We start from the raw sequence: 23,800 nt of genomic DNA, 5'->3' as shown, positions 1-23,800 counted from the left end.
TTAAATTTGAAAAAAGTAATAACGTTAGTAATAGCTATGATAGTTGTAGTATCAATAACAGCTTGTAGCGCAAGCACAGATGGAACTGTAGCAACAGTAAATGGTACAAAAATATCATCAGATGAATTTAAAAAAACTATAGCTCTTTATAAAGATTCTATGGAACAAACTTATGGAAAAGACATTTGGGACAAAGAAGTTGAAAAAGGAGTAAAGTATAAGGACAAGTTTAAAGACTTAATTCTTGAACAACTTATAACTACAGAAGTCATATATTCACAAGCTAAAAAAGATAACTTACTTCCTAAAAAAGAAGATGTTGAAAAAAGTTTTAAAGATTTAAAAGACGCTATGAGTAAAGATGAAAATTATAAAAAACAACTTGAAAAATTAGGTATAGATGATACATTTTTAAAAGACCAACAAGAAAAAGATTTAGCTATGCAAAACTATCAAGCTAATTTTACTAAAGAAACTAAAATATCAGATGAAGAAATGAAAAAATACTATGATACACATAAAGATGAATTCAAAAAAGATGAAGTAGAAGCTTCTCATATTTTATTAAAAACAGTAGATGATAACAATAAGCCACTTTCAGAAGCGAAGAAGGCAGAAGCCAAGAAAAAAGCTGAAGAAGCCCTTAAAGAAGTTAAATCAGGTGAAGATTTTGCAAAGGTTGCAAAGAAATATTCACAAGATGCTTCAGCAAGTGATGGTGGTAAATTAGGATTTTTCTCAAGAGGTCAAATGGTAGCTGAATTTGAAGAAGCAGCGTTTTCTATGAAAAAGGGTGAAATATCTAACTTAGTTGAAACTCAATATGGATACCATATAATTAAAGTAACAGACAAAGTAAATGAACAAACACCATTTGAAGATTCTAAAGAAACTATAAAAGAACAATTATTAAAAAATAAATATCAAGAGAAAATAGAAAAATTAACTAAAGAAGCTAAAGTAGAAAAAGATGAAAAAGTAATAAATACAATCACAATATAAAAACTAAAAAAATAGTAATATGCTTAAAAAAGCTATATCTGGAGAAGATATAGCTTTTTTTGTATATTTTTCTTAACAATGGTAAAAATAAACTTAAAGTAATTTATGGAGGGATTAAAAAATATGAAAGCAACAGGTATAGTTAGAAGAATAGATGATCTTGGAAGGGTAGTTATCCCAAAGGAGATAAGAAAGACATTAAGAATTAGAGAAGGAGATCCTTTAGAGATATTCACAGCAAAAGATGGAGAAGTCATACTTAAAAAATACTCTCCAATAGGAGAATTAAATGAATTCTCTCAGGAATATGCTGAAACATTAGCAGAAGTACTAGGATATGGTGTATTAATAACAGATTTAGATTCTATAATAGCTGTATCTAAACTTCCTAAAAAAGATTATAAAGAAAAAAGTATAAGTGATGAGTTAGAAGCAATAATAAGTGAAAGAACAGTAAAATACTCAAAAGATAAAAATATTTTACCTTTATTTAAAGAAGACCAAAAGGAATATATTAGTCAAGTTATTATGCCTATAATTAGTGCATCTGGTGACTGTATAGGTTCGATTGTAGTTGTTTCAAAAGATAAAGATACAATTGCAGAAAGTGAAGAAAAATCTTTAAAAATAGCTGCTAACTTTTTAGGAAAACAAGTTCAATAATTTTATCATAAAGACCTTTTACGTGAAGGTCTTTTGAAGTTTTTGTTTAAAATATTGAATATAGCATTAAAAATATGGTATATTAAAGTTTGTTATATAAACAGTATGGAGGTTATGTTATGAACAATAACAAAAACAAAGACTCCTTTTTAAAAGGAGCCCTTATACTTGGGCTAGCAGGTGTAATTGTAAAAATAATGGGTGGATTTTTTAGAATTCCCCTTGGAAACATGATTGGTTCAGAAGGAATGGGATACTATCAGGCTGCTTATCCTGTGTACACTCTATTTTTAACATTAGCTACTGCTGGATTCCCAACAGCTGTGGCAAAGTTGGTTTCGGAAAAAGTTGCCATTGGAAATTATAAAGGTGCAAATAAGATATTTAAAGTATCACATACAGTTTTATTTATAACTGGTATAATATCATTTTGTATATTGTTTTTTGGAGCTGACTACATAGTAACAAACATAATGAAAAATCCTGGTGCATTGTACTCTATGAAAGCTATTGCTCCAGCTTTATTATTTGTTCCAGCAATGTCAGCATATAGAGGATATTTCCAAGGTAGACAAGACATGACTAAGATTGCTGTGTCTCAAGTTGCAGAGCAATTTTTTAGAGTTGTATTAGGTCTTACTTTGGCTTACCTACTTATGAAAAGCTTTGGGCAAACTTTAGGAGCAGCGGGTGCTATATCAGGAGCTACAATAGGTTCAGTAGCATCTATGGTTTATCTGATGTTTGCTTATATGTTAGGAAGAAGAGAACGTAGAGCTGAGATAGATGCGAGTCAAAGGTTTAAGGATGAACAAGTTTCTTATATCTTTAAAAAGCTTTTAACAGTTGCTATTCCGATAACAATAGGTGCATCAGTAATGCCACTTGTAAATATGATAGATAATGTTATTGTAATAAGAAGACTTATGGAAGCAGGCTTTACATATAAAGTAGCAAATTCAATGTTTGGTCAATTGACAGGTATGGCAATGGCAACAATAAATTTACCAGCCGTTATAACAACTGCAATGAGTATGAGCTTAGTTCCAGCTATTTCTAAAGCATATGCATTAGGTAATAAATCAAAGGCTAGAAAAGATACTAAAAGTGCTGTTAAGGTGACTTTACTTATAGTATTACCTTGTGCGTTTGGTATGGCATCATTAGCGATACCAATAATGGGTCTTTTATTTCCACATGAGCCATCATCTGTAGGAACTATCTTGTTTACTCTTACTCCATGTGTACTGTTCTTAGGATTAATACAAACATTGACTGGTATAATTCAAGGAATGGGAAAACCAATAGTTCCTGTAATTGCTTTATGTGTGGGTATGTTATGTAAGATTGTTATAAGTTATACATTGACAGGTATTCCAGATATTAATGTATTAGGTTCAGCTTTTGGAACAGTTACAGCATACTTTGTGGCAGCTATGATTAACTTATTATATGTTAAGAAATATATGAATGTAAAATTTCCTAAGAAGGAATTTATAATAAAACCATTTATAACAGTTATGACAATGTTTATAATGGTTAAATTGAGTTATGGTGCTTTAGTTGGATTATTGGGTAATAGTATATCTACAATAATCGCAATAGGTGTTGGTGGTATTGTATATGTAGTAGTTATACTTGGAATAGGCGGAATTAAAAAAGAAGAGATACTAACTATGCCAAAAGGTGATAAATTATATAAATTGTTAAAAAAAGTTAAACTTATAAGATAATATAGGAATATATATGCAAATAAAGGAAATACTATACAAATAGTAAAGCTCCTTATTTGTATAACAATACAAAAATAAAGTGAAATTTGCTAATGGGAGTGATGTTATGGGTAAGATAAGTATTGTAGGGCTTGGACCAGGAGACTATTCTCTTATAAGTCAAGGTGTACTGGAATCTTTAAAAAATAGCCCTAGAGTCTTTTTTAGAACAGAGAAACATCCGATAATTGATAAGCTTAAAGAAACTATACAATACACTTCTTTAGATTACTTTTATGAAAATGAGGAAAACTTTGAGAGTGTTTACTTAAAAATATCTGAATTTATTATAGAAGAATCTACAAAAGGTGACTTAGTATATGCGGTTCCTGGTCATCCAAGGGTCGCAGAAAAGACTGTAAGTATAATAGAGAGACTTGCCAATGAAAAGCACATAAAAGTGGAGATAGTACCTTCTATGAGCTTTGTAGACGCTATGTTTAACTATTTAGCTATAGACCCATCTGATGGATTTAAATTGATAGATGCTTTTGAGATAGAAAAATCATATATAGATTTAGATACAAGTATGATAATAACTCAAGTGTATGATAAATTTATAGCATCAAATGTAAAGTTAAAACTTATGGAATATTATGATTATAATCAAGAAATATGTATAGTAAATGGAGCAGGTGTCAAAGATTTAGAAAGTAAAAAGTTTATAAAATTATGTGAATTAGACAGAAATGAAAACTTTTTTGACTATTTAACTAGCTTATATATACCCAAAAGTTCTAAAAAGATGTATAATACAGTACATGACTTAGAAATAATAGTTAATACATTAAGAAGCCCATCTGGATGTGAATGGGATAAAAAACAAACACATCAATCATTAAAAAATTCTGTTATAGAGGAAGCATATGAACTTTGTAATGCAATTGATAATAATGATATAGATGAAATGGTAGAAGAGCTAGGAGACGTTCTTTTACAAGTTATATTCCATTGTCAGATAGGTAATGAGGAGGGCTACTTCGATTTAAAAGAAGTGGTAAATGGTATATGCAAAAAATTAATTCATAGACATCCTCATATATTTAATGGTGTAAAATTAGATATGTCTAAGTTTGAAAAAACTTGGGAAGAGTTAAAGAAAGAAGAAAAAGGCGAAAGCACTGTAACAGATGGCCTTAGAAGAATACCAAAACATTTACCAGCTCTTATGAAGGCTAGTAAAGTTCAACATAAAGCAGCTCTTGTTGGCTTTGATTGGGACAATGTAGAAGATGTATTTAAAAAAATTGAAGAAGAATATCAGGAATTACTTGACGAACACAGGGTCGGGAATATAAAATACATAAAGGAAGAACTAGGCGATTTATTATTTTCGATAGTAAATCTAGCTAGATTTTTAGACATAGACTCAGGAGAAGCCTTGAACTGTACTACAGATAAATTCATAAATAGATTTGAGTTTGTAGAAAAAAGTGCAATGAATTTAAATAGGAAATTAGAAGACATGACACTTGAAGAGATGGATGAATTTTGGAATCAGGCTAAAAAACAATAAAATTGTGGAAGGAAATTTGTCAAAAATCTAGAACTTTTATCAGAAAGATAGGAGTCTATATTATAAACATTTTTAGGAGGTAAATATCGTGAATAAAGCTGAATTAGTATCAAAGATGGCAGAAAAAAGTGGATTAACAAAGAAGGAAGCAGAGGCTGCGTTAAACGCATTTATGAGTTCTGTTCAAGATGCACTAGTAAATAATGAAAAAGTTCAATTAGTTGGATTTGGAACATTTGAGACAAGAGAAAGAGCTGCTAGACAAGGAAGAAATCCAAGAGATCCAGAGCAAATTATAGATATACCAGCTTCTAAAGCACCAGTTTTCAAAGCTGGAAAAGGATTAAAGGATACAATAAATGGATAATTAGAAATCTTGTGAAAAAGTGTGGATAAATTTACCACACTTTTTCTATAGAGCTAAGGAAGGTGATAATTATGAGATTAGATAAGTTTTTAAAAGTATCTAGGATTATAAAGAGAAGAACTGTTGCTAAAGATGCATGTGATAAAGGAATTGTCACTATAAATGGAAAAGTCGCTAAATCTTCTTCAGAAGTGAATATTGGAGATACATTAGAAATACAATTTGGAGAGAAGAAGATGAAGTTTAAGATAAATGAAGTAAGAGAGCATGTATTAAAAAATGATGCGAAAGAAATGTACGAAATTTTAGAATAAAATTAATAGTCCTCTAGTATATTAATAGTAGTATTAGTGAAATATTTACTGGGGGGATATTATGGAACAGAATATAACTTTGAAAGATAGATCAAAGCTGGTTATTTCAGGAGTTGAGCACATATATTCTTTTAATGATAAAAGAGTAGAGCTTAAAACTTCTGTTGGTGAGATGGTAATTGAAGGCGAAAACCTAGATATGAGCAAGCTAAGTATAGACGAAAATATAATTAGCATAGATGGAACTATAAATTCTATGGTATATGCAAAGCCTAAAAAGCCACAAGAAAGTTTTTTGAAAAAGGTATTTAGATAGATGATACCTTTTACTCAAGATGTAAGTATTTTCTACGCTACTATTTATGGTGGAATACTCATAGGAGTGTTGTTTGATTTTTATAGAAGCCTGAGAGGGAGTTTTAAATTCATCAATTATTTTGCAATAATTTTTGATGTATTATTTTGGTTTCTAGCAACCATTATAATATTTATAACAATAAACCTTACAGAGTTTTTTAATTTAAGATATTACCATTTTGTGGCTTTGTTTATTGGTTTTATTTTATACTATAACACCATAAGTAAAATTGTTTTATCAATTATCAATAAAATAATTCGTTTTGTGAGGAATTCTTTTAAAAAAGTTACATACTACATAGTCAGTTTTTTAAACAATTTGTATTACGTTATAATCTATTCACTACACCTACTATTTGATATTATATTTTATATACCAAATATATTTATAGCAACAAAAAAAAGTATAAAGAGAAAATCAAATAAAAAATCAAAAAACAAGAAAAAATCAAAATCTAAGAAAAAAACTAAAACTAAAAAAAGGGTGTAGGAAAAATGAACTTAAGAAAAAAATTTTCAGGACAAATTATTGTTATCAGTTTATTTTTAGGAATATCAATTTTTAGTATAATGACAGGATTTGTATTTGAGTACGAAAAAGCTAAAGAATATAAAACAGAAATAGCAAGTCTAAATAAACAATTAAAAAAGACTGAAATACAAATAAACAGCTTAAAGAAAGATGAAAAATCATATGAAGGAGACTTAGAAGAAATAGCTAGAAAAAGGTTAAACATGGTAAAGCCTAATGAAACCGTTTATGTAGATATAAATCGTTGATTAAAAGTTGCCAAGAAGTCTACAAGAGTATTGATTTTAAAATTTAAGATTGAATAAAAAAGTCATTCAGTTTAAGGATGACTTTTTTATTTTGATTTAAGGAGGAATTTTATAATGAAAATAGGAGCTATTGATATTGGAACAAACTCAATGAGATTGTTGATAGTAGATTATGTGGATGGAAAACTTATAAATAGAAAAAAATTTGTTAACACAACTAGAATTGGGCAAGTTGTAGATAGCGAGGGATATATAAAGGAAGATGCGATTCAAAGAAATATAGAAGCATTAAAAGAATTCTCTGACAAGTGTAATGATGAAAAATGTGAAAATATTTATTGTATGGGGACATCTGCTCTTAGAGATAGTAAAAATGGAGATTATTTTGTTAAACTAGCAAAAGAAGAGGCTGGTATTGATGTTGACATAGTTACAGGTATAGAAGAATCAAATTTGGGCTTTAAAGGTGTTTTAGAAGGCATACAAGAAGATAATGATATTATTGTTATAGATATTGGAGGAGGCTCAACAGAATTTATTATAGGTGATTCAGATGGAATTAAATTTAATAAAAGTAAAAATGTAGGAGCTCTTAGAATGACAGAAAAATTTTTAAAACACGATATCATTGAAAATGAAGAGTTTGAAGCTATGAGTTCATTTATATATAACGAAATCAGTGAGACTTTAAATTACATAAAAGAAAAGGGATTAAAAACTCTTATAGGTATAGGAGGTACAATCACATCATTGTCAGCAATTAATCAAGAATTAGAAATTTACTCTATGGAAAAAATACATAATAGTAAGATATGCAAAAAAGAAATAGAAGAAATTCTACAAAAATTAATAAAGATGACATTAAGTGATAAAAAGAACTTAAAAGGGCTACAAGAAAAACGTGCGGATATTATAACTGCTGGTGTAAAAATATTGAATATAATAATGGAAAAATTAGAAATAGAAGAAATAACCGTAAGTGAATACGATAATTTGGAAGGCTTAATATGTCAAAAGTCAAAAAAAATGTATTAATATTTTTTGATATTTGGAACCGATTATGACAAAAAAAATTACTCCTCTTTGTTACAATTCTTAATATAAACAAAAGAGGAGGTTTTTTTATGCAAAGAAGTGTAGCAGTTGTAAAGAACAAAACTGTAAAACCAAATGTCATAAAATTAATAAGCGGATATATTGATTTTACTACAGTGTCATTCGCTGTAATGGGATTTTTACTTAGTAGGTCTATCATAGTAGACTCTGTAGCTCCTTTAGGAATTGCCTTTTTTATATGTGCATCAAAGATTGATAAGTACAAGATACCTGTATTTATATCAGCATTAATAGGGATATTGTTATCATTCAATGATTTTGGAAATGTAGCAAAATATGCTGTGTGCCTTACAATATTTATGGCATTAAATAAGAAACTAAAACTATTAGATTCAATTGCTAAAGTGGCGTTTATAGGTGCAATGGTATTACTTCCAATTTCCATGGGACAAGCGTTCTTTTCTGATAGGTGTGTGTATAATCTGCTTGTTGCAGGTGTAGAAGCAATAATAATGTTTATATCTATATATGTATTTTCTTATGGTATAGGTTTAATGGCCAATGTAAACAATAGGATGTCTGTACGGACAGAAGAAGCCATATCAATAAGTTTACTGCTAACCTTTAGTATAATGGGGATAGGAGATATATCTTTATTTGGAATATCGATAAGGACCATTTTGTCAACAGTATTGATATTACTGACCTCAATAGTAGGTGGAGCTACCATGGGAGCATCTAGTGGTGTAATTATTGGAGTGGCATCTATTTTAAATAATATGACATCAGCTATTTATATGGGTATATATTCTTTTTCAGGATTAATAAGTGGTGCATTTAATAAAATAAATAAATATTTCTGTATATTAGGATATATTCTAAGTTGGACAATAATATACCTATATACTTCTGGTATTACTTCAAATATGATGCAACTAAGAGATATATTGTTAGGATGCTTGATAGTGATTGTGTTGCCAGAAAGGTTATTCAATAAGATTGAAAAATTAATAAAAAGTAATGTAGCTTCAAATGAAATTGTATACGATTATATTATGAGAAGCAAAAACTTAACGAATAGCCGATTAAACAGTATCTATAAAACCTATGATGACCTTGCAGATACATTTGACAAGATAAGGGAAAAGGATAAGGTGCTAGACCAAAGAGACATAGCTAATGTAATAGATATGATTCATAATGATGAATGTAAAAGTTGTAGTATGAGAAGAATGTGTTGGGAATCAAGATTTAATCATACATACACTATGATATATAATATTCTTGAAAAAATTGAAGAGAAAGGAGAATTAAGTGTAAACGATATACCTAAAAACTTTAGAAAGGAATGTATGAAGCCAGAGTCAATAGTGAAAATATCAAATCACTATTATAAAATGTTTGTATTAGATTATGATTGGAGTGTGAAGTTTTCAGAAAGTAGAAAATTAATAGCAAATCAGATAAGGAGTATTTCAAAATCAATTAAATCGCTGTCTCAGGATTTAGAGGGCGATATAATGTTAGATATAGAGAAAGAAAAAAATATATATGAACAATTAGAGAGATATGATATAACTGTTGATAAAGTAAGTTACTTAACAAAGAGTAACAGCGAGTTTGAAATATCAATAGAAAAGAAAACTTGCAATGATGGTTGCATGTGTGAAAATAAAATTGTAGATATAATTTCAGACCTAGTAGGAGAAAATATGTCTGTTAGAAAAATAGGATGTCACTGTTTAGGAGGTAAATGTAAAGCAACATTTGTTAAGTCTCAAAAATATAAGGCTGTTACAGAAGTTTCAGCAATGTCAAGGGATGGACATATCCTTTGTGGAGATAATTACACATATATGGAGATAAATGATGGCAAATATATGATGGCTATAAGCGATGGTATGGGAAAAGGTAAAAAAGCTTATGAAGAGTCTTCTGCTACTATTGATATACTAGAAAAAATGATAGATGCAAAGATTAAAGATGAAATAGTTATAGATACTATAAATAATATGTTGTTATTAAAGTCTTCAGAAGAAATGTTTTCAACTCTCGACTTAGGTATTTTAGATTTAAAACGAGGGAGTTTAGAAACTATAAAGATGGGAGCATGTTCTACCTATATAAAAAGAGAGGATGGAGAAGTTGATTTAATATCATCATCATCTTTACCTGTGGGTATATTGTCAGATGTAAAGATTGATAGAAAAAATGTAAAAGTTAAGGAAGGGGACTATGTTATAATGGTTTCTGATGGAATTGTAGATGCAGGAAGAAATAACAATTTAGGTGATAATTGGTTAATATATTTCTTAAAAAACATAGAAACTACTAATCCAAAAGAAATTTCAAATTTAATATTAGATAGAGCATTGGAGTTACAAGCGTTACAAATCGAAGATGACATGACTGTTCTAGTTACAAAAATATGTACAAAATAAACTTTATAAATTTCTGTGTATAATATGTGGATAACTTGTGTATAATGTGTTAATAGACTTTTGAAAAAAGTAAAGTTATTAACAAAAAAAACGTATAAATCAACAAAATTTGTTGATAAGTATGGCATAAATGTTAATAAAATGTAAAAAAAGAAAAAACAAAAGCTATTATCAAAAGAGATTCATGTTGAAATAACTAAATTTCTAAGCAAGTAAAGCCTGTGAATATGTTGATTATTATGTGGATAACTATTAATTCGATATTTATTTATATAGTATGAATAATTGAATAATATATCTAAAAAAAGCCATCCTATTATTAAGTAAACTTATTGAAAGGATGGCTTTTTATGAATAGGAAATTGTGCAAAGCAATAATACCTTTATTTATCTCTATTTTTTGCATGTTAATAATAAGTATAAAAGCTGACCAAGGATATCAAAAAAATAATGATAGAGCAATTACTGTCATGAATAATGATACTGAAGATGATGCTGAAAAAAAACAAGAAATAGATTATGAAAAAACATGTTGGAATTTACAGTCTCTATTTAAAAGTGATGACCAATGGAAAAAAGAACTTAAGAGTTTTAATAAAGATACAAAAGAACTTAAAAATTACATAGGTAAAGTTACAAAGTCACCAACGCATTTGTCTTTTGCGTTAGATATCAAAGAGAAACTTGATATAAGATTAAATAAACTTTCTGCTTATGTAAAATTAAAACAAGATACTAATAAAAATTCATATAAATATTTAGATATGAGTGATAGTATGGGTAAATCTTATGGAGACTATATGGGGATTTGCTCAGATTTAGAGTTAGAGATATTAAAATTATCAAATAGAGATTATAAGAAGATTATTTCAAATAAAAATATAAATAGAAAATATGGTGTGTATTTAAGAGATATAAGAAGAAATAAAGTACATTATTTGGACGATAAATCAGAAGATATTCTAAGTAAGGTGTCTTCAATAAGTAGTCTTCCAAGTCAAGTGTATGAGTTATTTAGAAATATGGATAGAAAAACTAATTTGACACCAGCTCAATATGCAAGTGAACTGGAATCGCCAGATAGAGAAAATAGAAAAAAAGCTTATCAAGACGAACTCATTACTTATAATGATAATATAAATACAATTGCGGGCTTGATTACTGGCCAAGTTAAAAAGAATATATTTTATTCTCAAGAAAGAGGTTATGAGTCGTCTTTAGAAATGTATTTAGAATCTGATAATGTAGATGAAAAAGTATACAATAATTTAATAAGAACTGTAAACAGTAATATGGATAGTTTACACAAATATATAGATTTAAGAAAAAAAGTCTTAAAGTTGGATAAGGTTCATTCATATGATATGTCTGTACCTATAGTTAAGGCTGTTGATAGTAATATTAACTATGAAAAAGCTCAGAGTATAGTATATTCAGCATTATCACCTTTGGGAAAAGAATACAATGATGTAGTATACAAAGCGTTTAATGAAAAATGGATAGATGTTTATTCACATGAAAATAAAGTGAGTGGTGGATATTGCCTATCTGTCTATGAAAATCATCCATATATACTTTTAAATTATAATAATTCGCTAGGCTCAGTTTCAACTTTATCACATGAGTTAGGTCATGCTGTATATGAATATCTAAGTTCTAAGAACCAAAATTATTTTAATTCAAGTCCATCTATATTTACTCATGAAGTTGCGTCTACTACTAATGAGGCATTACTTTATGAGATGCTTATAAGAGAATCTAAAAGTAATGGTGAGAAAGCTTATTATATAACACAATATCTAGATTTAATAAAGGATACTCTTTATACACAAACTATGTATGCTGAATTTGAAAAAACTATACATGAATTAGTAGAAAAAGGAAAAAGTGTAAATGCATTAGTGTTAAATGATGTTTGGGGACAACTTCTCAAGAAGTATTATGGGCAAAACTATGAATTAGACCAATTATCTAAGGTCGGATGGGCAAGAATCCCACATTTTTATAATAGTTTTTATGTCTATAAATATGCTACAGGCTGTAGTGCAGGAGTCAGTTTCGCCCAAGATATACTAAAAAATGGCTCAGATAATTATATAAATTTTCTTAAAAAAGGAAGCTCAGATTATCCAATAGACTTATTAAAAGGAAGTGGGATAAATTTAACTAATACAAAACCTATAGAAAATACAATCAAAAAATTTGACAGCTTAGTAGCAGAACTTGAAAAGCTATTATAAAAGATTTATTATAATCCACATGGAAAATATATCGAATTAATGTTAAAATATACTAAAAGTTTAAAGTCCTATTTATAAATAGGGCTTTTTATCTATTAATTAGTGGGAGATGATTCTATGCAAGTTAAAGTTAAGAAAGCTGTAATACCAGCAGCAGGTTTAGGCACTAGATTTTTGCCAGCGACAAAGGCACAGCCAAAAGAAATGTTACCAATAGTTGATAAGCCAACACTACAATACATAATAGAAGAGGCTGTAGCTTCAGGGATAGAGGAAATATTAATAATAACAGGTAGAAATAAAAAATCTATTGAAGACCATTTTGATAAATCTGTAGAATTAGAACTTGACTTAGAAAAAAAAGGTAAAAAAGAGTTATTAGAAATAGTACAAAACATATCTAATATGATTAATATACATTATATAAGACAGAAAGAACCAAAAGGACTGGGAGATGCGATTTATTGTGCTAGACATTTTATAGGTGATGAGCCTTTTGCTGTAATGTTAGGAGATGACATTGTAGACAATGATGTACCTTGTTTAAAACAATTAACAGACGCATATGAAGAGTATAGAACTACAATATTAGGTGTGCAAAAAGTGAATCCAGAAGATACTAATAAATATGGTATAATAGAAGCTAAAAATATAGAGGGTAGGGTTTATAAAGTAAAAGATATGGTGGAAAAACCAGAATCAGGGAAGGCACCTTCAAATATAGCTATTTTAGGTAGGTATATAATAACTCCTGAGATATTTGACATCCTCAAGGATTTACCACCAGGCAAAGGTGGAGAAGTACAACTTACAGATGCTTTAAAAGTATTATCTAAAAAGGAAGCCATGTATGCATATAACTTTGAGGGTAAGAGATATGATGTAGGTGATAAATTAGGATTTTTAGAAGCGACTGTCGATTTTGCTCTAAAGAAAGAAGACCTTAAGGAAGATTTTATTAAATATCTAAGACATGTCTGTAATGAATTTGATAAAGATGACAATGTGTTATACAATAGTACAAATGAAGGAATAGATTCAGATAAGATTTGCGAGATTAAAGAACTCGAAGTTCAAAAATAATTAGGAAAGGTGATGTAGTGTGGCAAAATCAAGTCAAAAAAAGATTAATAGAATAATAGCTGTTGGGATTGTAGGTGTTCTTGTATTAACAAGTATAACAGCTGTTTTAAGCATGATTGCAACTATGTTGTAGAAATAAATAACTACTGTAGTATACATAAATATAAAAACCATATATAACTTGATGTAGTTAAAAATTTACAGAATTCTAGTTATGTATGGTTTTTAGAATTTATAAAGATAAAAAATAATTTTTATAATAGTTGCATATTTTAAGGGAAAATATTATTATAAGATATAAATATAGTGATAAATTTATAAAAACGTGCTAAGATTGGACTTGAGATATAATAAATAAATGGATAATATGGATAATAATGTTTTAAATTTTATTTATTGACCATAATGTATAAATAGTGATATTATTAGACTTAACTGTTTGAATAAAACTTTTCTTTTTCATGCCTTCAATTTCCAAAAAAAAAGTATGTATATAAATGAATATATAGATGAGGAGGATTTTTTTGATTTTAGATGATAAAGTATTAGAAGGATTGGGTAGTAAAACATTAGTTGAACTACGAGAAATAGCAAAAGAATTAAAAATAAAATCAATTACTACATATAAGAAAAATGAGCTAATTGAGATTATAAATTCTAAGAGCAAGAACGAAGTAAAAACAAGTGATATTAAAGTGAGTGAAGAAATTAAAGATAAAAATGAAAATATAAAAGAAGACATAAAAAATAGAAAAGAAAATATAGAGAGCGAAAGCATAGAAAAAGAAGTTGAATATAAGAGCCCTGCCAAATCATATAACAAAAAAGATATGGATAATCAAAATATTTCCCAAAGCCAAGATAACAGAAACCAAAAAAATGATTATAATAAGACATCAAATACAAATGATTACAATAAGGCGTCAAATACATGTAATAGAATGGTCAGAAATAATAATAAAAACTATTATATGCCTAAACAAGTTGATGAATCTAAGATAGTAGATGAATTTAACACATCAAAGGAAGATGAAGTGGTCGGTGTACTTGAGATTTTACCAGATGGATTTGGTTTTTTAAGAGGCTCAAATTATTTATCTACTGAAGGCGATGTATATGTTTCGCCATCTCAAATAAGAAGATTTAATATGAAAACAGGAGATAAGATTAAGGGTATAACTAGACATCCAAAAAGTGGAGAAAAGTTTAGAGCACTTTTATATGTTCAAAAGATAAATGATGAAAATCCTGATACAGCTATACAAAGAAATGCATTTGAGACATTGACACCAATCTTTCCAGAAGAACGACTTACACTGGAAACAAATAGAAATGAGATAGCCACAAGAATTATAGATTTAATTTCTCCTATAGGTAAAGGACAAAGAGGATTGATAGTTGCACCTCCAAAAGCTGGGAAAACAGTTCTTTTAAAAAGTGTCGCAAACAGTATAGCTAAAAACCATCCAAATGTTGAACTTATAGTACTTCTTATAGATGAAAGACCAGAGGAAGTTACTGATATGAAGGAATCTATTGAAGGAGATGTTATATATTCTACTTTTGACCAAGTATCAAGTCATCATGTTAAGGTTGCAGAAATGGTATTAAATAGAGCTCAAAGACTAGTTGAACACGGTAAAGATGTAGTAATATTACTAGACAGTATAACTAGACTTGCAAGAGCATATAACCTTACAATATCTCCTACAGGTAGAACTTTATCTGGAGGTATTGACCCTGGGGCACTTCATGGACCTAAAAAATTCTTTGGAGCTGCTAGAAATATAAGACAAGGTGGTTCCCTGACAATACTAGGAACAGCATTAGTTGAAACTGGTTCTAGAATGGATGATGTAATTTTCGAGGAATTTAAAGGTACAGGAAATATGGAATTACATTTAGATAGAAAATTAGCTGAAAAAAGGATATTCCCTGCAATTGATATTTATAAGTCTGGGACAAGAAGAGATGACCTATTGCTTGATGATGAAGAAAAAACAGCTCTTTGGAGATTAAGAAGAGAAATGAGTAATAATTCAGTGATGGAAATCACAGATAAAGTCATTGAACTTATAAAAAGAACCAAAGACAATAAAGAATTTGTAAAATCGATAAAGAGTTTGTAAAATCAAGGAATAATTGTAAAAATAGATTATATAAAGTAATAGAAAAATCACTTGAATGGCATAATAAGTTATGCTATAATAATGTAGTTGATAATGTAAAAAGAAAGTTAATATAATTAATTTTTTTAAATAAAGAGAAGAGGTGACTATAATGCAAAAGGAAATACAACCAAAATATAATCCAGTTGAAGTGCGTTGTGCTTGTGGGAACACATTTGTTGCTGGTTCAACTAAGGACGAAATAAAAGTTGAAATATGTTCAGAGTGCCATCCATTCTATACAGGAAAACAAAAGAACATAGAAAAAGGTGGAAGAATCGACAAATTCAAAAAAAGATTCAAAATGGACTAATTTTTATAAAAGTGGAGTTGGAGGAAGCCAACTCCTATTTTATTACAAAAAAAGGTTCATATTCTACTTTAAATTGTCTTTTTGTATTATAATAATAAATATGTTAAATTAAGTATTTAAAATGCAATTGAATGAGGTGAGTGGATGGGAAAGCAATCTGTAGGTGGTCAAGCTGTTATTGAAGGCGTAATGATGCAATCAAAAGATAAAAGAGCTGTAGCTGTTAGAAAAAGTGACGGAGAAATAGCCTTAAAAGAAGATAGAATAAAAAGTTGGGTAAGAGATAAGAATATAGACAAGATACCTTTTATTAGAGGTTCTTTTGTTATGATAGATACAATGATTCAAGGAATAAAGAGCTTGAACTTTTCTTCAGAGTTTTTTATGGAAGAAGCTGAAGAGGACAAATTTGACTTATTTATGAAGAAGATTTTTAAAGATAAGGCAAATGATATACTTATAGTATTTTCCTTGGTTATAGCCATGATACTTTCAGCTGGTTTATTTATTTTTATACCTACACTAGTAGGAGGGGCTTTTTCTAAGGTAATACCTAGTGATTTTATGCTCAATTTAATAGAAGGTATTATAAGGATAGTTATATTATTTGCATATATAGTATTGATTTCTAGAAGTAAGGATATAGAAAGAGTATTTCAATATCATGGCGCAGAGCATAAATCCATATATTGTTATGAAAATAATTTGGAACTTACAGTAGAAAACGCTAGAAAATTTAAAAGACTTCACCCTAGATGTGGTACAAATTTTTTGTTTATAGTTATGGCTGTATCAATAATACTATTTGCATTTTTTGGTTGGCCAAATCCAATACTTAGGATATTTATGAGAATCATATGCGTTCCTATAGTAGCAGGATTATCTTATGAAGTAATTAGAATTCTTGGAAAATACGACAATGGATTTACTAAGATTATTGCATATCCAGGTATGATGTTGCAATACTTTACGACTAAAGAGCCTGATGATGAGCAGTTAGAAGTAGCTTTAGAAGCATTAAAGGCAGTAGTAGATTAAAGAAAAGGGTATTTATTATGACGATAAAAGATATAATTATTAAATATTCAGAGGAATTTAAAGGTATAAGTGATACTCCAAGACTAGATACAGAATTATTGTTACAAAAAGCATTAGGTGACGTTGATAGATTGTATATTCACTTAAATCTAAGTAAAGAATTAACTGAAGAACAGAAAACAGAATTTATAGGTTTTGCAGAAGAAAGAATAAATGGAAGACCAATAGCATATATAGTTGAAAATAGGGAGTTTATGGGACTAGATTTCTTTGTTAAGGAAGGAGTATTAATCCCAAGACCAGATACAGAAACTTTGGTAGAAGAAATAATTGAAATATGTAAAGGTAGAAAGAATGTAAGCATACTAGATATAGGTACTGGTTCAGGTGCGATTACAGTTAGCTTAGCAAAATATATTGAAAATTCTAAATTGATGTCTTTTGATATATCAGAAACAGCCTTAGAAATAGGAAAGAAAAATGCTATTATAAATGAAGTTGATGAAAAAATAGAGTACATTAAATCAGATTTATTTACAGTATTGAATAATAGTGATATAAAATTTGATATTATAGTTTCAAATCCACCATATATAAAAAAACAAGACATAGAAACACTACACACACAAGTTAAAGATTATGAGCCATATAATGCACTTGAGGGTGGAGAAGATGGATTGGATTTTTATAGAAAAATAACAGAGCAAGGTAAGAAATATTTAAATCAATGTGGAATATTAGCATATGAAGTTGGTCACAATCAAGCTGAAGATGTAATTAATATTATGAAAAGTAATGGATATAAAAAAATATATACAAAGAAGGATATACAAGGCATTGATAGAGTTGTTATAGGATACAATATATGATATAATCAACAATTGATATGTTACATTTAATCGAGGTGAAAGTATGTTAAAAAAATTAGAGGTATTGGAAGATACATATAAAGACTTAAGTGAAAAAATAGGTGATCCTGATGTAATAAATGATCAAAAAGTTTGGCAAAAGTATATAAAAGAACATGCTGACTTAGAGCCTATTGTTATGAAATACAGAGAGTACAAAAGCGTTTTAGATAGCATAAAGGAATCAAAAGAAATTTTACAAGAAGAGTCAGATGAAGAGTTAAGAGAATTAGCTAAAATGGAACTATCTGAAATGGAAGAAAAAGTAGCTCCAATAGAAGAAGAAATAAAAATACTACTATTACCTAAAGACCCTAATGATGACAAGAACGTTATAGTTGAAATTAGAGGTGGAGCTGGAGGAGATGAAGCAGCTCTATTTGCAGGTGATTTATTTAGAATGTATTCGAGATATGCTGAGAGAAGAAGATGGAAAATAGAATTATTAAGTGCTAGTGATACTGGAGTGGGTGGATATAAAGAAGTATCTTTTATGATAAAAGGTAAAGGAGCTTACTCAAGATTAAAGTATGAATCTGGAGTTCATAGAGTTCAAAGGATACCATCAACTGAATCTGGTGGAAGAATACACACATCAACTTCTACTGTTGCAGTATTACCAGAGGTTGAAGATGTAGAAGTTGACATAAATCCAAATGATTTAAGAATAGACGTTTTCCGTTCTTCAGGTAATGGAGGGCAAAGTGTCAATACTACTGACTCTGCTGTTAGGGTAACACACATACCTACAGGTGAAGTAGTATCTTGTCAAGATGGAAAATCACAATTAAAAAATAAAGAGCAAGCTTTAAAAATATTAAAAGCGAGACTTTACGATAAAGCATTGGCAGAACAACACAAAGATATAGCAGCAGAAAGAAAAAGCCAAGTCGGAACTGGTGACAGATCAGAAAGAATAAGAACATATAATTTCCCTCAAGGTAGAATAAGTGACCATAGAATAAATTTAACTTTATATAAGCTAGATGCATTCTTAGATGGGGATATAGATGAAATGATAGACGCTTTAATTACTGTTGACCAAACAGAAAAAATGACTGCAATATAAGGAATGTTTTAAAAGAGCTGTTTCTTTCTAGAAATTATTTTCTATTTTGAAACAGCTATTTTGCATTTTAGGTCATGTTATCATATTCTACTGTATATAATTGTTATATACAAGTACAGGAGGGTTATATGATACTAAAAGTAACAATAATTGGACTTTTGGCAGGTGTTATAGGGACAGGATTAGGAGGAGTTATATCAGCTATCTTCAAAAGAGAAGTTGATAAATACCTAAATTTCTTTATGGGATTGTCTGGCGGAATAATGTTGGCTGTAGTAGTATTTGATTTGATGAAAGAATCCATGGATAAAATGGGAGTAATCAATACAGTTATATTTACATTTGTTGGAGCTCTCATAACTATGTACATAAAAACAAGATTGGATGTATCTGGAAGTATGGCATCTGGATATCTTATATTCATAAGTATATTACTACATAATTTACCAGAAGGATTGGCTATTGGTTCTTCTTTTATGTCAACAGAAAGCTTAGGTATCACTCTTGCTATAGTAATAGGTCTACATAACATACCAGAAGGATTAGCTATGGCATTGGGTCTGATATGTAATAAAATGAGGATGAGTAAAGTTATTTTATTTACAATAATAGCTGGATTGCCTATGGGTCTAGGAAGTTTTTTAGGTGTTTATTTTGGAGGAGTGTTTACTTCTCTTATAGGTGTATTTCTTGCTACAGCAGGAGGTACAATGATGTATGTTGTATTGGAAGAAATTTTTCCGCATTCAAAAAGTGTGTATTGTATAGTTGGTTTTTTGTTAGGTACAATAATTGTAAACTATATCTAAAATTAAAATGAAAGCAGGCATACGAAAGATGAAGACTATTATAAGTAATATTGATATAAATAATATTGATTATGAGGAAATAAAAATACAAGCAAAACTTCTTAGAGAAGGTAAGACGGTTATTTTTCCAACTGAGACAGTATATGGATTAGGTGCAAATGCATTAGATGAAAATGCAGTAAAGAAGATTTATGAAGCTAAAGGTAGACCTAGTGATAATCCACTTATAGTCCATATTTATGAAAAAGAAGAAGTTTATGATTTAGCTAAAGATATAAGTGATAAAGCTAAACTTGTTATGGAAAAACTTTGGCCAGGGCCTATAACCATAATACTAAATAAAAAAGATATAATTCCATATAGAACTAGTGGAGGACTTGATACAGTTGCAATAAGAATGCCTTCTCATATTATTGCCAGGGCAATAATAAAAGAAGCAGGCATACCTATTGCAGCTCCTTCTGCAAATATATCAGGGAGACCATCCCCAACAAAAGCGAAACATGTATATGAAGAAATGAATGGAAGAGTTGATGGAATAGTTTTAGGAGGAGATAGTAACTTTGGACTAGAATCAACTGTATTAGACCTTACAGAAGAGATTCCTATGATATTAAGACCTGGAAGTATAACTAAAGAAGTCTTAGAAGAAATTCTTGGTGAAGTAAGGCTTGACCCATCATTAAGTAAAAAAGAAGATAATCAAAAAGCCAAGGCTCCAGGAATGAAATATAAACATTATTCACCAAATGCAGACGTATATATTATATCTGGCAAAAGGGAGAATGTAGCAACAAAGATTAATGATATGATAAAATCTAATAAAGAAAAAGGTCTAAAAACAGGTGTAATGTGCATTAGTAGAAATAAAGAGTTTTATAATGGAGAAGTAATAGATTTGGGGAGTACTCTTGAGGAAGTAGCAAGTAATTTGTTTGATGCTCTCATAGAAATGGATAAAAAAGGTATGGATGTTATATATTCTGAGGAATTTCCTAAGAGCGGTGTCGGACAAGCAATTATGAATAGATTACTTAAGTCAGCAGGATATAAAGTAATAAAAGCTTAAAAAGGAGTTGTGAAATATGAATATACTTATTGTATGTACAGGAAATACTTGTAGAAGTCCTATGGCTGAAGTTATATTAAAGAAAGCTATTGAGGAGTCTGGAAAAAATATTGAAGAATATTGCATATCCTCAGCGGGTATATCTACAGCAAATGGTATGGATGCTTCTAATAATTCTATAGAAGCTTTAAAAGAGCTTGGAATAGATTTATCAAATCATAAAAGTAGAGTAATTACTAAGGATTTATTAGATAAATCAGATATCATACTAACAATGACTAAATCTCATAAAGAAATTTTAGTCCAAGCAGTTCCAAAATGCAAAGAAAAAGTGTATACTTTTAAAGGGTTCGCAAATCAGGATGAGTCAGATATATCTGACCCATTTGGTGGAAGCTTGGATACTTATAGAGATACTATGAAAGAAATAATATATTCTGTCAACCAAATAGTAAAAAATATATAAAACGGAGGATAAAGAAATGAAAATAGGATTAGGCTGTGACCATGGAGGATATAATTTAAAAAAAGAAATAATAAACTATTTAGAAGGAAAAGGGATTGAATGTGTAGATTATGGAACTAAGAATGCTACAGATTCTGTTGATTATCCTGCGTATGGAGAAATAGTTGCAAATGCAGTTATAGATAAAGATGTAGATTATGGAATATTATGCTGTGGTACAGGGATAGGAATATCTTTAGCTGCCAATAAAGTTCCTGGAATAAGATGTGCAGTTGTATCAGATGTATTTTCTGCAAAAATGTCAAAAGCACACAATGATGCAAATATGTTGTCATTAGGTGAAAGAGTTTTAGGTAAAGGTTTAGCACTTGAAATAGTTGAGGCTTGGATTAGTACAGATTTTGAAGGTGATAGACATGCTAGAAGAGTAAATATGATTAAATCAATAGAAGAAAAACACAATAAATAATAAAAATTACAGTTTTATCAGGAGGAATTATCAAAATGAGCAAAGTGGTAGAGACAAACCATCCATTAATACAACATAAACTAACTTTAATGAGAGATAAAAATACTGGTTCTAAAGATTTCAGAGAACTTTTAACTGAAATTGCAATGCTAATGGGATACGAAATAACAAAAGATATACCATTAAAAGATGTAGAAATAGAGACTCCTATTCAAAAAACATCATCTAAAGTTGTTGCAGGTAAAAAACTAGCTATAATTCCAATTTTAAGAGCAGGGCTTGGAATGGTAGATGGTTTAGTAAGTTTAATGCCTGCAGCAAAAGTTGGTCATGTAGGATTATATAGAGACCCAGAAACATTAAAACCAGTTGAATATTATTGTAAACTTCCTCAAGACATAGGAGAAAGAGATATAATAGTAGTTGACCCTATGCTTGCTACAGGAGGTTCTGCTGTTGCAGCAATAGATTTACTTAAATCTAAAGGAGCTAAAAGTATAAAATTAGCTAATTTAGTAGCTGCACCTGAAGGAATACAAGAAGTACAAAAATATCATGATGATGTTGATATATATGTTGCATCAATTGATGAGAAATTAAATGAACATGGATATATAATTCCTGGTCTTGGTGATGCAGGAGACAGATTATTTGGAACTAAATAAAAATTAATAACTATAAATATTTATTGGGAACTTTCTTATATAGTAAAAATTATTTAATATAAGGAGGTTCCTTTTTATATGTATTTTCTCATAATAAGAATTCTTGAATTGATAAATTTCTCGAATTGAGAATAAAAAGCTTTTACCAATTAATAAAGAATGGCTATTTTACTTGAGTTTACAAATTATGAGCAATTTTAAATATGGCATGTTAGTTGCTTACGATTAAATTGATATATATTAATTGAGTTTAAATTAAAATATTAATGATATTATTGGGAGTGATAATACATGAAAAAATGTATAGTAGTAAGAGGAGCTGGAGATTTAGCAACAGCAGTTATACATAAGTTACACAATAGTGGTTTTAAAGTGGTTGCATTAGAAATAGAAGAGCCTTTAGCAATAAGAAGACAGGTCTCTTTTTGTGAGGCTGTATATGAAAAGGAAGTTACTATTGAAGGTATAGATTGTAAACTTTGTAAAAATAAAGATGAAATCGAAAAAACGTTATCTCAAGATAAAGTAGCACTTATTGTAGACCCAAAAGGAGAAAAACTATCTGAGATAAATCCAGTTGTTTTGATTGATGGAATATTAGCCAAAAAAAATTTGGGTACAACTAAGGATATGGCTCCACTTACAATAGCTTTAGGACCTGGATTTTGTGCAGGAGAAGATGTTGATGTGGTCATAGAGACAATGAGAGGTCATAATCTAGGAAGAATAATAACCAGTGGTAGAGCTGAAAAAAATACAGGAATACCAGGTGCAATAAAAGGGATTTCTAAAGAAAGAGTAATACACTCAGAACATAGCGGAATAATGGAAAATGTATGTAAGATAGGCGATATAGTTGAAAAGGGTGATTTACTTTGTTATATTAATGATTATGGACAAAAATATGAAGTTAGAGCAACAATATCTGGAGTTCTTAGAGGATTACTAAAAGAGGGAGCAAAAGTAAATAAAAATTTAAAAATATTAGACATAGACCCTAGAAAAGAGGAAGTTAAGAATGCTTTTACCATATCAGATAAAGCTAGATGTATAGCTGGAGGGGTTTTAGAAGCCATATTAAAAAATGGAATCTATCCAATAAATTAATTTATGATAAATAAGACTATTAATATTTCATTAAGGTGATATAATAAATTTAATAGATTAAGGAGAGCATATAAAGGGTATTTAAAATTTAAATGGTAAAAATGCTCTTTTTTTATTGGACATTCAAT

General features: G+C 29.2%; 24 protein-coding genes. All 24 read left to right on the top strand.

Annotated elements, in window-relative coordinates:
- Positions 1–6: 6 nt before the first annotated feature.
- The 24 genes from IC213_RS16550 to yqeB all read left to right on the top strand — a co-directional run bounded on the left by IC213_RS16550 (position 7) and on the right by yqeB (position 23,672).
- On the top strand, positions 7–1,002 hold the full coding sequence (locus IC213_RS16550; protein WP_227436302.1) for a peptidylprolyl isomerase: 996 nt from the start codon (positions 7–9) through the stop codon (positions 1,000–1,002).
- Between the two features lie 123 nt (positions 1,003–1,125).
- On the top strand, positions 1,126–1,665 hold the full coding sequence (locus IC213_RS16545; protein ID WP_227436300.1) for a stage V sporulation T C-terminal domain-containing protein: 540 nt from the start codon (positions 1,126–1,128) through the stop codon (positions 1,663–1,665).
- A 119-nt stretch (positions 1,666–1,784) separates the two neighbouring features.
- Entirely contained in the window at positions 1,785–3,398 is a 1,614-nt protein-coding gene (locus IC213_RS16540; protein ID WP_227436298.1) for a polysaccharide biosynthesis protein, read from the top strand.
- A gap of 106 nt (positions 3,399–3,504) precedes the next feature.
- Entirely contained in the window at positions 3,505–4,953 is a 1,449-nt protein-coding gene (gene mazG, locus IC213_RS16535; RefSeq protein WP_227831524.1) for a nucleoside triphosphate pyrophosphohydrolase, read from the top strand.
- Between the two features lie 88 nt (positions 4,954–5,041).
- Entirely contained in the window at positions 5,042–5,320 is a 279-nt protein-coding gene (locus tag IC213_RS16530; protein ID WP_227436295.1) for an HU family DNA-binding protein, read from the top strand.
- Positions 5,321–5,391: 71 nt separating this feature from the next.
- Entirely contained in the window at positions 5,392–5,634 is a 243-nt protein-coding gene (locus IC213_RS16525) for an RNA-binding S4 domain-containing protein (RefSeq protein ID WP_227436285.1), read from the top strand.
- A 61-nt stretch (positions 5,635–5,695) separates the two neighbouring features.
- A complete protein-coding gene (locus tag IC213_RS16520) occupies positions 5,696–5,950 on the top strand; it encodes a YabP/YqfC family sporulation protein (protein WP_003421411.1) in 255 nt (84 codons plus the stop codon).
- Positions 5,951–6,481: a spore cortex biosynthesis protein YabQ gene (gene yabQ, locus IC213_RS16515; RefSeq protein WP_227436283.1), complete on the top strand. Its 531-nt coding sequence runs from the start codon at positions 5,951–5,953 to the stop codon at positions 6,479–6,481.
- Between the two features lie 5 nt (positions 6,482–6,486).
- Entirely contained in the window at positions 6,487–6,771 is a 285-nt protein-coding gene (locus IC213_RS16510; RefSeq protein ID WP_227436281.1) for an FtsB family cell division protein, read from the top strand.
- Positions 6,772–6,885: 114 nt separating this feature from the next.
- Complete coding sequence (locus tag IC213_RS16505) at positions 6,886–7,806, top strand: Ppx/GppA phosphatase family protein (protein WP_227863286.1); 921 nt, start codon at positions 6,886–6,888, stop codon at positions 7,804–7,806.
- Positions 7,807–7,895: 89 nt separating this feature from the next.
- The gene (spoIIE, locus tag IC213_RS16500; protein WP_227825282.1) at positions 7,896–10,268 is read left to right on the top strand and encodes a stage II sporulation protein E; all 2,373 of its coding nucleotides are present in this window, start codon (positions 7,896–7,898) and stop codon (positions 10,266–10,268) included.
- Positions 10,269–10,618: 350 nt separating this feature from the next.
- A complete protein-coding gene (pepF, locus tag IC213_RS16495; protein ID WP_227436275.1) occupies positions 10,619–12,508 on the top strand; it encodes an oligoendopeptidase F in 1,890 nt (629 codons plus the stop codon).
- Positions 12,509–12,625: 117 nt separating this feature from the next.
- Positions 12,626–13,591: a UTP--glucose-1-phosphate uridylyltransferase GalU gene (galU, locus tag IC213_RS16490; RefSeq protein ID WP_227436274.1), complete on the top strand. Its 966-nt coding sequence runs from the start codon at positions 12,626–12,628 to the stop codon at positions 13,589–13,591.
- Positions 13,592–14,100: 509 nt separating this feature from the next.
- The gene (rho, locus tag IC213_RS16485; RefSeq protein ID WP_227436272.1) at positions 14,101–15,720 is read left to right on the top strand and encodes a transcription termination factor Rho; all 1,620 of its coding nucleotides are present in this window, start codon (positions 14,101–14,103) and stop codon (positions 15,718–15,720) included.
- 151 nt (positions 15,721–15,871) lie between these two features.
- The gene (rpmE, locus tag IC213_RS16480; RefSeq protein ID WP_003421397.1) at positions 15,872–16,072 is read left to right on the top strand and encodes a 50S ribosomal protein L31; all 201 of its coding nucleotides are present in this window, start codon (positions 15,872–15,874) and stop codon (positions 16,070–16,072) included.
- A 144-nt stretch (positions 16,073–16,216) separates the two neighbouring features.
- Entirely contained in the window at positions 16,217–17,110 is an 894-nt protein-coding gene (locus IC213_RS16475; RefSeq protein WP_227436270.1) for a DUF1385 domain-containing protein, read from the top strand.
- Positions 17,111–17,127: 17 nt separating this feature from the next.
- A complete protein-coding gene (prmC, locus tag IC213_RS16470) occupies positions 17,128–17,979 on the top strand; it encodes a peptide chain release factor N(5)-glutamine methyltransferase (RefSeq protein WP_227436268.1) in 852 nt (283 codons plus the stop codon).
- A gap of 43 nt (positions 17,980–18,022) precedes the next feature.
- Positions 18,023–19,087, top strand: coding sequence for a peptide chain release factor 1 (prfA, locus tag IC213_RS16465; protein ID WP_227436258.1), 1,065 nt, complete (start codon positions 18,023–18,025; stop codon positions 19,085–19,087).
- Between the two features lie 128 nt (positions 19,088–19,215).
- Positions 19,216–19,896: a ZIP family metal transporter gene (locus IC213_RS16460; protein WP_227436256.1), complete on the top strand. Its 681-nt coding sequence runs from the start codon at positions 19,216–19,218 to the stop codon at positions 19,894–19,896.
- A 28-nt stretch (positions 19,897–19,924) separates the two neighbouring features.
- Positions 19,925–20,965 carry an L-threonylcarbamoyladenylate synthase gene (locus IC213_RS16455; RefSeq protein ID WP_227436254.1) on the top strand — a complete coding sequence of 347 codons (1,041 nt, stop codon included), beginning with the start codon at positions 19,925–19,927 and terminating at the stop codon, positions 20,963–20,965.
- 16 nt (positions 20,966–20,981) lie between these two features.
- Positions 20,982–21,431 carry a low molecular weight protein arginine phosphatase gene (locus IC213_RS16450; RefSeq protein WP_227436252.1) on the top strand — a complete coding sequence of 150 codons (450 nt, stop codon included), beginning with the start codon at positions 20,982–20,984 and terminating at the stop codon, positions 21,429–21,431.
- Between the two features lie 16 nt (positions 21,432–21,447).
- Entirely contained in the window at positions 21,448–21,900 is a 453-nt protein-coding gene (rpiB, locus tag IC213_RS16445; RefSeq protein WP_227436250.1) for a ribose 5-phosphate isomerase B, read from the top strand.
- A gap of 35 nt (positions 21,901–21,935) precedes the next feature.
- Positions 21,936–22,565, top strand: a complete 630-nt coding sequence (gene upp, locus IC213_RS16440; RefSeq protein WP_227436248.1) for a uracil phosphoribosyltransferase — start codon at positions 21,936–21,938, stop codon at positions 22,563–22,565.
- A gap of 291 nt (positions 22,566–22,856) precedes the next feature.
- Positions 22,857–23,672, top strand: a complete 816-nt coding sequence (gene yqeB / locus IC213_RS16435; RefSeq protein ID WP_227483593.1) for a selenium-dependent molybdenum cofactor biosynthesis protein YqeB — start codon at positions 22,857–22,859, stop codon at positions 23,670–23,672.
- Positions 23,673–23,800 lie beyond the last annotated feature (128 nt).

This window comes from Clostridioides sp. ES-S-0049-02, assembly GCF_020658465.1.
Classification (GTDB): Bacteria; Bacillota; Clostridia; order Peptostreptococcales; family Peptostreptococcaceae; genus Clostridioides.
The sequence above is the reverse complement of the archived record's forward strand: the minus strand, read 5'-3'. Positions and strand labels throughout refer to the sequence as shown.